The sequence below is a fragment of the Chitinophaga jiangningensis genome (genome assembly GCF_900142605.1).
In the GTDB taxonomy this organism is placed as follows: domain Bacteria; phylum Bacteroidota; class Bacteroidia; order Chitinophagales; family Chitinophagaceae; genus Chitinophaga; species Chitinophaga jiangningensis.
The window spans coordinates 16,835-29,328 of sequence record NZ_FRBL01000004.1 but is presented as its reverse complement, the minus strand read 5'-3'; the positions used below and the strand labels follow the sequence as shown (position 1 = coordinate 29,328).

8 protein-coding genes are annotated in these 12,494 nt (G+C 48.7%); all 8 read right to left on the bottom strand.

From position 1 onward, the window contains the following. Positions 1-3 precede the first annotated feature (3 nt). Positions 4-1,368, bottom strand: a complete 1,365-nt coding sequence (locus BUB18_RS10415) for a TolC family protein (RefSeq protein WP_073080538.1) — start codon at positions 1,366-1,368, stop codon at positions 4-6. Positions 1,369-1,485: 117 nt separating this feature from the next. Beyond that, positions 1,486-2,100 carry a TetR/AcrR family transcriptional regulator gene (locus BUB18_RS10410; RefSeq protein WP_073080537.1) on the bottom strand — a complete coding sequence of 205 codons (615 nt, stop codon included), beginning with the start codon at positions 2,098-2,100 and terminating at the stop codon, positions 1,486-1,488. A 490-nt stretch (positions 2,101-2,590) separates the two neighbouring features. Then, a complete protein-coding gene (locus BUB18_RS10405) occupies positions 2,591-4,831 on the bottom strand; it encodes a DUF4838 domain-containing protein (protein WP_178372114.1) in 2,241 nt (746 codons plus the stop codon). A 12-nt stretch (positions 4,832-4,843) separates the two neighbouring features. Next, complete coding sequence (locus tag BUB18_RS10400; protein WP_073080534.1) at positions 4,844-7,732, bottom strand: tetratricopeptide repeat protein; 2,889 nt, start codon at positions 7,730-7,732, stop codon at positions 4,844-4,846. A 4-nt stretch (positions 7,733-7,736) separates the two neighbouring features. After that, the gene (locus tag BUB18_RS10395) at positions 7,737-9,221 is read right to left on the bottom strand and encodes a glycosyltransferase family 2 protein (protein WP_073080533.1); all 1,485 of its coding nucleotides are present in this window, start codon (positions 9,219-9,221) and stop codon (positions 7,737-7,739) included. A 15-nt stretch (positions 9,222-9,236) separates the two neighbouring features. Next, positions 9,237-10,676, bottom strand: coding sequence for a glycosyltransferase family 2 protein (locus BUB18_RS10390; protein ID WP_073080531.1), 1,440 nt, complete (start codon positions 10,674-10,676; stop codon positions 9,237-9,239). Next, complete coding sequence (locus BUB18_RS10385) at positions 10,676-11,827, bottom strand: HEAT repeat domain-containing protein (RefSeq protein WP_073080529.1); 1,152 nt, start codon at positions 11,825-11,827, stop codon at positions 10,676-10,678. Before BUB18_RS10385 ends, BUB18_RS10390 begins: the two co-directional genes overlap by 1 nt. Before the next feature lie 9 nt (positions 11,828-11,836). After that, positions 11,837-12,211, bottom strand: a complete 375-nt coding sequence (locus tag BUB18_RS10380; protein ID WP_073080528.1) for a response regulator — start codon at positions 12,209-12,211, stop codon at positions 11,837-11,839. Positions 12,212-12,494 lie beyond the last annotated feature (283 nt).

Below are 12,494 nucleotides of genomic sequence, written 5' to 3'. Positions count from 1 at the left end.
TTATTATTTGTTGTTATTGATTGGGTAAGACGCCTGTGCTCTTTCTACACCGGCGAAGGCTGTTTGTACGGCGGCTTGCGTAACAGAAGTTTGTAAGCGGGCCTGTGTCAGCTGGTTTTGTGCATCCAGCAGTTCGAGGTAGAGCAGCTGCCCTTCCTTGTAAATTTTCAGCTGGTCGCGGTAGTAGCGTTCTGCAAAATCGAGTTGACTTTTAGCGCTGTTATAATTTCGTATAGCCGTGCCGTAGTTATTGCGGGCTTGTTGCAGTTGGAGCCGGAGCTGGTCTTCGGTTTGGGAAGCCATCATGGATACCGACTGCATATTGGTTTCCGCTTGTTTTATGCGGTAGCGGCTTTTATGAAAATTGAAGATGTTCCATTCCAGGTTTACGCCGAAGAAGTAGTAGCGGGTGGTGTTGTCGAAGCGTTCGGGTGCGCCCTGGTTTCCCAGGTCCAGGAAGGTGTTGAGTTTAGGAACGAGGTAGCTGCGTTGCAGTTTGGTGTTAAGCTGTAAGGCGCTAACCGCGTGTTTGTATTGTTGCAGCTCTTCCCTGCCATTTATATCTGCTGAGTATACCTGTTCTGCAGGTACTTCCAGCAGGTTGCTGTCCAGCTGAATACTGTCCTGCAGGCTTCTGTTCAGCAAAAAGTTGAAGTAAGCTTTCGCATTTTCCCTGGTGTTGGTAGCCTCGTTGATGGAGGCTTCTGTTTTCTCTTTTTCCGTGCGGGAGCGGTACAGTGCGGTGTTGTTGCGCACGCCGTTGCGTACCAGGCTTTCGTTGATGCGGATGTTTTCGTTGATAAGCAACAGGGCGCTGTGATAAATCGCTACCGCCTGGGTGGCCTGGTAGTATTGAAAGTAGGCGGCTTTCACATCCTGTACCAGCTGTCGTTTGAATACGTTTACTGCGGCTTGTTGCTGGCTGAGCTGTTCGCGTTTGATCTGTTGGTTGTAATAGATTTCAGCGTTGATCAGCGGCATGCTGGTGCGGAGTTTTGTGTCGAGAAAGTTGTCGGGGTTGAGTTGAAACTTTTCGTTGTTGAGTTGCTGGAAGTTGTGACTGTTCGTCAGCTGGTTAAGGGTGGAGTACACCGGGTTCATCATATCGCCCAGCGGGAGGTCTATTGTTCGGCCGCCGCCTGACTTAACGTAGCTGCTGAGCAGGGATACATCCGGACTAAACAGGGCTTTCGCTTCTTTGAGTGCATACAGGGATTTGTCGAGCTGTATGTATTGATCTTTTAGTCCTTTGTTGGAGTTAAAGGCTTCCTGGATGTAGTTGTCCAGCACTGATTGTTGTGCCTGAGCGCCGATGCTGAAGATAATAGCGCTTATTAACAATGCTCCTTTTGTTATTAATGTTGACATTATAAACAGTGTTTATTAATGTTGTTAAAAAAAATAGCCATGCGGCTATAGTTATCGATGTTGATATACTGAACGATGTTTAATACTAGTCTTTAAAAAAAGCCCGGAGGCTTTTTGTTATACTTTGATGGTGTCAAGGTAGTGCTGGACGGCGTTTCGCATCATGATAGGGATGTTTGCTTCGTCCAGTTCCGCTATCTTGATCCGGCAGCGCAGGTTGAGGCTGAGGAAGCCATGGGCAAAGGCCCAAACGCTTAAGGTAGCAATCATCGGATCGGTGAAGCGGATGAGTCCTTTTGCTACGCAGGCGCTTACGTTATCGCGTAGCTGGCTGAAGGCATCCTGGCCATTCTCCCACTCAGCGTCATTTTCCACGGAGTTCATCGGTGCTTTGATGATGAACATCAGGTCATACAGTTCTTCATATTCACGGGCAAAATCCAGGTACGACATCACCAGCTGCTGCAGTCTTTCCAGCGGATCATCAGACGTGATATGTGCCCTGAAATGATCTGCCAGCTTCTGAAATGCTTCGGCCTGTACATCGTACAGCAATTCATCCTTATCTTTGTAGTAGAGATAAATGGTGGCCGGGCTGTATTCTATTTTATCAGCGATGTTCCGGATCGATACTTTTTCATATCCCTCCGCTACGAACATATCTATTGCCGCATCCACAATACGCCGCCGCATTTCTGCCTTCTCTCTCTCTTTTCTTTCTGTAATGCCCATTGAAAATGTTTACAGTGCAAATATAATGAACACTGTTTATTAATTCCAAATTAATTTTCAGATTTTTTTGAAAGATTTGAATGTCAGCTATTTGTAGAGGCTGCAGCCACAAGGCGGCATCAATGGGGAGACCGTCACGCGGTAATGCATAGCGGTATTAAACCTTTCGGACTGTAGAGCCACCAAGCATGGCGGCTATCAAAACACCATCTTCGCTAAAAACAATATAACATTTGTGGGTATACGAAATGAATTTTTGCGGAGATTGAAGCGGAGAATTACCCGGATAGACGCCTGCGAGGCGTCTCTACACATTTATTGCATAATTGTGTCATGAAGTAGAGACGCCTCGCAGGCGTCTATCAAACGCAATCTTCGCGAAAAAAATAACGTATATGAGTATACGAATTATAATTATCGTGAAGATCAAATCGAAGATTTCGCAATGAATCACCACCCGGCTCCCATATCGCCAAACCGCCACATACCACTACAGCACCACCACCTCATCACAGCAAACCGCCGGCAATTTATTCGGAATCGCCCGCCATTCCGGCATGCTGGCCGCACAGGTAGCGGTGACCCTGATATACCGGGCAGGCTTCCTATTATTTTTAAACTGGTAATGCTGAATCGCCACCGCGTAATCCTCTTCCTTAGGAAGTCCGCCCGCCTGCTCGCCTATTTTCGTATAGGCCTTACCATCTCCCGAAATTTCAATTATTATTTTTACTGGCAGGAAGATATTATGACGCGCATCCTGAAGGAAATTTAACTGCACGCTGCTCACAGCTTTGCTTCCCCCTAAATCAACGGTGGCAATCATATCCTTGCCATACGTAAACAGCCAGTTGTAGCTGAAATCTTTATCACCAGTGAGCCCGTCCGTCAGGGTTTTTTCCTTCATAGGACTATATTCCGGCGTATAAGGGTTTACCAGCGTCACCGGTGCCCTGAAAGCCAGTCCACCCACCCAGGGCCGCTGTAGTAGCAACTGCCATTGCTGCTGGTACGCCTCTGGTGATAACCCGCCTTCCGACAGCTCGGTCACGCCTGCCGCTTTTGCCTGCGCGGTAAACCGCTGTACCCTCGCCGGCCATTTAGGATTTACCGTATAGGCATTACCGTTACCCGGCACGAGGTAGCCAAATTTTTCAGTGCCGTATACCCGCGATTGCTGCAATACGGTATACTCCAGCGGTAAGCGCGCCCGGTACACCCGCTGCAGCGCCGCGGTATCCTTCTCCGCCGCCGCTTCCGCCTGATCCAGTATGTTGGAGTACTTATCCAGGTTGGCAGGGGAGAGGTAATCCCTCCCGCTGTAAATCGGACTGCCGTAGATATCCAGCACGGCGTTGGTCGATTTCACCGCAGCTGTTAATGCCTGCACATATTGCTGCATAGGGCCGCCCGCTGCCTTATAATAGCTTTTCATAAAGTCGGCACTCACCGCTGCAGCATCCGCCTTGGTATTCCACAGCAGCGCCGCCTGCAAATAGCTGTTGTATTCCGCCATATCACCATAAGTATCCCCGCTACCCTGACTAAACACTCCTCTCACACCATGCGCGGCAAAATACTGCAGGTTTGCAGCCAGGTTATTGTAGTCCGGAAAAGGACAGAGGTAATTGGTAAACTGCGTCGTGTAATCCCAGATGAATAAGTGCCCCCCCGTTTTTTCCCAGGTTTCCAGGTTTTTCCTAAACCCGGCTGCGGACGGTGCCTCCTGCAAAGGTGTTTGCCGGTAGGCATCAATGGTACTCAGCAATACATAAACATTGTCCGCCGGCCTGGTTTTACCCGGCGCCTTGCTCGTATAGCCATACGCCAGCGTTGTAAAACGCTGCGCCGGAAAGACTGCCGCCACCCGGTTCACAAACCTGATCAGCGAGCCGGACTGACTCCCTTCCTCCGCATCTGCTTTCTTACACTGATCGCAGGTGCAGCCACCAGGGCCATCTTCAGGGGATATGGACCAGTAGATAGCATCCGGATTATCCGCAATGGCCTGCTTAAAAAAGGCTACGGTAAGCTTAAATACTTCCTCATTGCTCAAACATAACTGCAAAGGTTGCCGCTTCCCATTCACCATGGAATAGTACTCCGGATGTGTAGCAAAGTATGATTTAGGTGGAAGAATTTTGAAATAAGAATGCCCCCAAAGGCCCCACAGATCCTCGAAGCGCTGCAATCCATGCCATTCCAGGTACAGCGGGTCCGCCGACGCGGGATAATAACTCTCTCTATAAATAAAATCCGGCTCACTGAGATCCTTCATGCCGGCAGGGACCTTTATATCCCTGCTTGCTGGAACAACGGGCTGTACACCCGGCAGCTTACGGCAATGCATATACGCTTCCGCAAAATGGTAGGCGCCGTATATCACGCCTTTACCACTACCACCGCGGATGTAAAGCGACTGCTCCGCTACCCCGGTATAATACCCGTCATCTTTGATGCTGACCGGACCACTGGTATGTTTTGTGTTGCCCACATAAATGGCCTGCCTGCCATCAAAATTGCTCTCCTGCATAATCGGCAGCTTCGCCCCGGATACCTGCAGGATGTATTCCTGAACAATCCCCGCGGCCTTGCTTTCCGCCTTGCTGGGACTCACAGGTGTAACAATCGTATACGCACTTTTGCCCGCAGTCACCAGCGGAACATCGCCGCTGTTGCTGCTGCAACCGGCACTCACCATCATCATCACTGAAAGGAATAGACTGCTCATTGTATACATCAGTTAGAATTTACGCATAAACAGCAGGTAAATATCGTACTGGTTGTTGTATTGGTTATCCGCCACTTTTGAATTAATCCAGGTGCCATATAAACCCAGGGTAGTCCTGTATTTGATCACCTTCTGGTAACCGGCAGCCACACTGTGCGTGAGCAAACCCGAGAGCTGCGGTAAATTGATCAAACGGCTGCGGTCATCCGGAGAAGTACCCAGGCCGGCAATCACAGACACAAAATCCTGTCGCTTTGCATCGGTATAATACCGCGTAGTAAGGTTGAAGGAAGTGTATAGGTCCGACTCCTCACTGATCACATAAGCTCTCAAATTCACCCAGAAATCACCAAATGGCTTTGCAATACTCACCACACCGGAAATACTGGTAATGCTGTCCAGATTTAAATAACGCACACCCAGCTCTCCCTCGATTTCCTTACCAAAGGTTTTGAACAACGAATAGGAAGCACGCAATTGCGGAAACACTACCTTATTCGAATAAGTCAGCAATCCATAGCTGTACATTTTTGGATTATGTACGTAGTACATTTCCGCCTCTCCCTGCAACCCATTACCATCCTTGCGGCCGGCATAATCCAGCCGGAATGCATACGATCCGCCGCGCTTCATAAACCGCCGGTACTCCACCGTTGCAATGTTGTATTTATTGGACGTATAGTCGTAGCTGCTGTTCAGGTAATACAGTGCAAACTGATTCCGCAGCGTTTTGCTGTACAGCAGGTCGTAATAATCTTTATTGGCAGCGGTAGGGTATTTGCGTGCCAGTGTGTCCGCTGCCAGCGCTGCACCGGTGAAGTCTTTTTTATTTTCCAGCGTTACCGCCCGCTTCAGCAGCAGCCCTTCATTTTCAGGATAATAGCGCAATCCTTCATTAACATATGCCAGCGCACTGTCGTACCGCTGCTGTGCATTCAGCAGGTTAATACTGCTTTGCAAAGCCAGCGAATCTTTCGGATTCAATGCCAGCACCTGTTGAAACATATACAGCGCACTATCCGCCTGCTGTGCTTTCTGGTAATCACTGGCAGCCGCCAGCAAGGAAGTTGTATAGGCGTCCCGGTATTTGGAGGTATATGGATACCGTGCCATCAGATCGGCTGCAATAGCCGCTGCTTCTCTGTTTTGGCCAAGCTGCTGCAATGCACCTGCTTTCTTTAGCAAAATGTCTTTATCGTTGGGATAATACACCAGCGCGTTATTGGCATAATAGATGGCGCTATCCGCCTTACCGGTAGCACTCTGCATATTAATCATATAATCCAGCGCATCCCGGTTATCCGGTTGCGCTTCCAGCACCGCTGCAAACTGCTGCTTGGCAGCCTCATATTCTTCTGCACGCATCAGATTACGCCCCATGCTGAGTCGTAAATCCACCAGGGTATTTTTAAATCCTTCATCACCAGGATGACTGGCACTCAACCTGCCCAGCAACTGCGCTGCTTCCTCATACTTCCCGGAAGCCTCCAGCACACTGGCTTTTCGTACCAGGAACTTTTCGTTGTCCGGATAATAGGAGAGGGCATTGTCGATCGATTTCAAAGCCCCTTTATTATCCTTCATCAGCAGGTAAGTGTTGGTTACCAACGATAATAAGTTTGTATCATTTGGAGCTATTTTTAAGCCCGACTGAAATGCTGCCATTGCCAGGTCATACTGCTCTTCCTTTAAATACTCCCTGCCGGCACGCAACTGTAAATCTGTTAACCGCTCTTTCAGGTCGGCCGTAGGGGTGCGCTGGTAAAGTATTTCAGCAATGGCGGCAGCAGCGCTGTATTTTTGGTCGCTTTCCAGAATGTCCAGTTTTAGCCCTAAGAGGCGACTATCATTCGGGTTGGCACGCAAGCCCCGGTTGATCCAGGTGAGCGCTTCTATATAGGCGCCTCTCGTCATGGCGTAGCCAATTACTTTATCCAGTGCTTCCCTGTTGCCCGGATTTTTTTCCAGTACAGAAAGATATAGCATGTAAGGGTCCGTATTGGTATAATAAGCCGCTGCTTCCATACGTAGCGTGCTTTCTATACTTCGTGCCTTGGCATCGTTTGGATATTTACGGTAGATCTGTTGCAGCACGCTGAGTGCTTCTGCGTACTGATGCATATCCTGCAGCAGCCCCAGTTTCTTCATTAACAAATCATAGTTACCAGGTTGCTTCGCCAGTTCCCGGTCGATAATACTTAGGGCTTCCGTTCGGTTGCCACCGTTGAGTTCTGCGCCCAGCGTGGCCTCGCGGGCATCTTTGTTATTGGGGTCCACTGCCAGCACTTTATCGAAATTGGTGCGGGCCAGCGTAAAGTTGCCGTTCTTTTGATGATAATAGCCTGCTTCCAGGTAGTGATCAATATAAGCGCGGCGCACGATGGTATCTTCCGGGAAATTATCCATCAGCTCTTCTGCATAGCCATCTGCACGGCGAAGCTTGCCCTGTGCATCCAGGATATTGATTTTCCGGATCTTGAATTCCTTGTTGCCCGGGAAGTTCAGCAGGGCCTCATCTACATAGCACTCGGCTTCAGGATACCTGCCGGTAGTCATTTCCACATTGATGCCGTAGTAGTAGGCATCCTTATATTTTGGATTTTTATCGAGTACCTGCTTGATATATTTTCGGGAGAGATCATACTGCTTCGTAAGCATGTACAATCGTGCCAGCAGCAGCTCCTGGTCGATAAAGTCTGGCTCCGCCGCCAGCGCCTTCTTCGATAACTCGATGGCTTTGGCGTAGTGTTGCTGCTTTGTTTCGGCTACCGCCTGGTTGTAGTATTCTTCGGATTTATTTTTCTTCTTCCTGAGATTAATAATCTGCCCCTGCGCCTCCATGGCGAAGCACACCAACATCAACGGAATGATAAATTTGTATGGCATTACCTTCACATGCATTAATTTAATTTGGTTTTTTAGGCGCAAAGCCTTGTCGTTGCATATTTCCCCAGCTGGTTTTCTTCCCGATGAGGAAGAACCAGTATCCGCGAAGGGCATAAAAAACAATCAACGGATGATATATAAAAGGTTCCAGGAACGCCATCAGCGTTAGGCCGAACACCTCCCTGGTAGTTTTGTAATACGGATACGTAATCTGATCCCAGCACAAAGCGAGTGTGGTAATCATCACGGAATACAGGTATACGAATAATAACAGTATCCGTGCATAAGGCCAGTTAATCTGCCCTGTTAAGGCCAGCCAAATAATAGATACCAGTCCCAGCGCTTCAATGATAGGCGCCAGGAATTCGAACAACAGGTTATAAGGCAATACTACCAACCCCAGTTGCTTATAGCGGGGATTAAACAGCAGGTGCCTGTGAATGGTGATGATCTCCGCCAGCCCGCGTCCCCAGCGGGTCCGTTGCCTGCTGAATACTTTCATATTCGGTGGTCCTTCGGTCCAGCATTGCGTAGTTGGAATATACCGGATGGCATATTTCAGATTGTTGTCCAGCATATAACCGCACATACGGGTTACGATGTCCATGTCCTCCGCAAATGACTGATGGTCATACCCCCCGGCTTTGATTGCTATCTCTTTATCAAATAATCCCAACCCTCCGGAAACATTGGGCACAGCATTGATCATGCTCCAGCCCATTTTCCCCAGCACATAGGCGCGTATATACTCCATCTCCTGGAACCTTGGCAGGTAGCGGGACGGAGGCCTTACCCTTACCATCACCCCTTCGTCCACTTCACTGGAATTGGCAATACGCAGGGTAGCGCCGGAGGCAATTACACGGGTGCTGTCTTCCACAATATGTACATAGCCGCATTCCGGGCAGGGTTCTCCTACTTCTTTGGTTTTATTCTGGAATTCGTTGAGAAACGGGTGTATCATGCGGGATAAGGTATCCTTCTCGAGAATACAATCCACATCTGTACAGAGGAAGTAGTCAAAGGCCGCTGCATTGATGCCCGCATTGGACGCATCCGCCTTGCTCTTACCATTTACCTTGTCAATCACCAGCAGCTTGTCGTACGCACTGTTGGTGGACTTAAAAAACTTACGCACCGGGCGGGTAATGATACGCTCATTATAGGCGAAGTCCACTTCCACCATCTCAAACTCATCGATCAGTTTTTGCAGGGTGTCGTCCGTGCTGCCATCGTTGATGATGATTACTTCAAATCGTGTATAGTTCAGCGTTAGTAACGAGCGTACATTGGAAATGATCGTCACCCCTTCATTAAAAGCAGGGGCGATCACGGAAATGCCCGGTGTTAGCGGGGAATCCAGCAGTAGGGAATAGTCGGTATACTTACTGCGTTTTTTAAACAGGCGCACCCCAATGTTGCTCAGCAACGCCAGCAGGGCGTAGATGAACAACATGGCAAGGCCATATACGAACACAAAATTTTCAAATATAATACCGATCATGGACCAATAATTGGTTTAAGTGGTTGTCTTCGCTTTCTTGAAACCCTGTCGCTGCATATTCCCCCAGCTGCTCCGCCTGTTCGTCAGGAAGAAAAAATATCCTTTCAACGAGTAAAAGGTGATCAGCGGGTGGTACAGCAAAAATTCCAGAAAAGGCATGATGCACAAGGACAATACTTCTTTAAATGATTTATAATAATGGAAGCTCAGCTGATCCCATAATATCGACAACGTAGTGATCATAATCGCATACGTATATACGAAAATGAGCAGCAGTATAGCATACGGCCAGTTTACATTGTCAGTAAACGCCAGCCACAGGTATACGATCACTCCGGAAGCCTCCACGAGCGGCGCCAGCAACTCAAAGAAGAAGTTGTAGGGAAATACAACCAGTCCCAATCGCCCATAGCGGGGATTCAGGAACACGCCCCTGTGGGCAAACATGAGTTGCGCCAGCCCCCTGGCCCAGCGGGTTCTTTGTCTCCCAAAAACCTGCAGGGAAGCCGGTCCCTCCGTCCAGCACAAGGTTTTAGGGATGTAACGAACGGCATATTTGATCTTGTTATCCTCACAAAAACGACACATGCGCGTCAACAATTCCATATCTTCTCCAAAAGATTTATGGTCGTAACCGCCGCTCTTGATCACTATTTCCCGGTCAAACAATCCCAGACCACCGGAAACGTTTGGTACGCAGTTGAGCGCACTCCAACCCATCTTTCCCAGCACAAAGGAGCGAATATATTCCACCTCCTGGAAGCGCGGCAGCATGGCCTTAGGTGGGCGCATGCGCGTCATCACTCCTTCATCAAACTCACTGGAATTGGCAATGCGCAAAGTAGCTCCTATGGCAATCACCCGCTTGTCCCCATCCTGCATCACCGGTTTAATCAGCTCCAGCAGGGTGTCTTTATGCAGCACGCAGTCCACATCCGTGCATACAAAGTAATCGAATGCTGCGGCGTTAATGCCGGCATTTACCGCATCTGCCTTACTTTTTCCGTTGGCTTTGTCGATTACCAGCAGGTTGGAATAGGCGAGGTTGCGCGACTTATAAATATTTTTTACCGGTTTGGTCCTGATTTTTTCATTGTAGGCGAAATCCACCGCCACCATGTCAAACTCCCGAATCAGCTGTTCCAGACTATCATCCGTACTGCCATCGTTGATCAGCACAATTTCGAATTTCGGGTAGTTGAGCGTGAGCAGCGAGCGTACGTTGGCAATGATGGTAAGTCCTTCATTGTAAGCAGGCGCAAGGATGGATATGCCAGGCGCCAGCGGGGAGCTGACCAGGTTTTCCAGCTGACTGGGTTTGGTGGCATTCAGGTAACGCCTGATAGCGATGATGGACAGTAATGCCAGCAAACCATATACAATGATTAACGTTAACCCATACACAAAAATGGATGAGTCGTAAAATGCGGCTAATATTTCCTGTACACTGCTCATCAATATTTAATTAATGGGTTCATGCAATGTTTGAGGATGAGGAGGTTTTCACCTTTGGTGGTGGCCAGCAGCTCATCGATCACGCCCCGGGCTACGACTTCATTTTTCACGATGGCGCGGGCCGCAGCCTTGCGCAGGTCAAAGTCAGTGGAATGCAGGAATTCATTCCGCAGGAAGTCGATATGCCGTCCGCTTCTGATACGCCCCAGCGCCTTCAGGATAGCGATCTGGCAAAACAGCGGCTGGCTGGTATACAGGTGTACCAGCTTATCTTCCACTTCCGCAATTTTCAAACGGCCCAATGCCTCGATGGCATCGGCGCGCAGCAGGTGGTCCCTGTTTTCCAGCAGCTTCACGATGGCAGGCACGGCGGCGATCTGGTTATAATGTACCACCAGCTTCATACAGAACGACACTACACTTTTATTGGAGGAGTAGGTGATCCATCGGGCGAAATTGGGAATGGCAATATCTGTGGTGGTGGTGATAATGCGAAAGAGCTCCACCTGGTCCCAGGGCAGGAGCGGATCGGTAACGGAGTCGAAGAACTTAAACGGTTCGTTCTTACTCAGCTTGATGTACGCCTGCCTGGCAGCTGCTCTTAACTCACGGTTACGGCTATTGGCCAGCGGGAGGATCGTCACATCGGAAATCGGCATGTCCAGGAGTGTGAACTCGGTGAGCGCTTCTACTTTTCGGTTCCAGTGGCGCGACTTCAACTTACGCATGGCGTCTTTGTCGAGGTCCAGCTGCAGGTACAGGTTGCGCAGCAGGTCGCCGGCGCTGCCAGACACATTGTTGCGGTAATGGATAATGCGTGCCGTCAGCATTTGCCGGCCCCAGCGCCGGTGCAGCGGCAGGGCATCAAACGGCTCCAGGTCCAGCGCCACCTTCGAAGGCGCCACATCCTGTGGTATATTCGGATTGGTAATAATCTCGTTGATCAGCAGGTCGTCAATCTTGGGCAGCATTTTCTGCAAACGCCGGCGCTGCCGGAAGTTACGGTAACGACTTCTCAGCATGACCAGGTAGGCCAATACCGTGGCAGACACCGCTAAGAATATAAATATCATGGCTATTTTGATAGCCAACGGCGCATAATAGTATATAGAGCGGATTTCCTGCAGAATGTCGGATAGTGTAGTTTCCAATAGTAAATTTTATTTCTTCATTAATAAACGTTTTACCCTGATAATCAACTCAGCAGGGATAATAGGCTTTTTAAGGAAATCATCCACCCCCAGCTTAAAGCCTTCCATAATCATGTCTTCATTACCCGCGTTGGAAACAATAATAACTGGTATCGGATGCTCCTGGTCATGCGTTTTCACTTTACTGAGGATTTCAAATCCATTGGCATAAGGCATCATAATATCAGTAATGACCAGGTCATACTGATAATTATTGTCTTCCAGTTTCTGCATGGCCTCTTTGCCATTCACGGCAACATCCACCTGGTACTCAGGCTCCGGCAAAATACGTGCAATAATTTTCGGCATTACTTCATCATCCTCTACAAGCAGAATTCTATTCATTGTGTTGCTTTTGTCCGCTTATAACAACCATTAAAGGTCCTTGTTCAAAGCGGCTGGTTAGTATTAAATTATTTCGTACGGTCATTTGAGAGAGGTTTGGCATTTCAAAAGAGAATGATGTAAAACTTTGGCGAAGGATATTTCACAGACAGTAACTCACCGCGCATCGCGCAATTTCCACTCAAATGGCACCGAAGTTGTCATCTGAAAAATTTTGTACCGGAACTCCCGTCATCTTCGTATATATACTATGATAACTGGTTTTTAGTTTTTCCGTTAACAA

What these genes read in the sequence shown, in the direction of transcription:
- BUB18_RS10400 (WP_073080534.1), bottom strand. Translation starts at nt 7,732, where the DNA reads ATGCATGTGAAGGTAATGCCATACAAATTTATCATTCCGTTGATGTTG.
- BUB18_RS10390 (WP_073080531.1), bottom strand. Translation starts at nt 10,676, where the DNA reads ATGAGCAGTGTACAGGAAATATTAGCCGCATTTTACGACTCATCCATT.
- BUB18_RS10395 (WP_073080533.1), bottom strand. Translation starts at nt 9,221, where the DNA reads ATGATCGGTATTATATTTGAAAATTTTGTGTTCGTATATGGCCTTGCC.
- BUB18_RS10410 (WP_073080537.1), bottom strand. Translation starts at nt 2,100, where the DNA reads ATGGGCATTACAGAAAGAAAAGAGAGAGAGAAGGCAGAAATGCGGCGG.
- BUB18_RS10405 (WP_178372114.1), bottom strand. Translation starts at nt 4,831, where the DNA reads ATGAGCAGTCTATTCCTTTCAGTGATGATGATGGTGAGTGCCGGTTGC.
- BUB18_RS10415 (WP_073080538.1), bottom strand. Translation starts at nt 1,368, where the DNA reads ATGTCAACATTAATAACAAAAGGAGCATTGTTAATAAGCGCTATTATC.
- BUB18_RS10380 (WP_073080528.1), bottom strand. Translation starts at nt 12,211, where the DNA reads ATGAATAGAATTCTGCTTGTAGAGGATGATGAAGTAATGCCGAAAATT.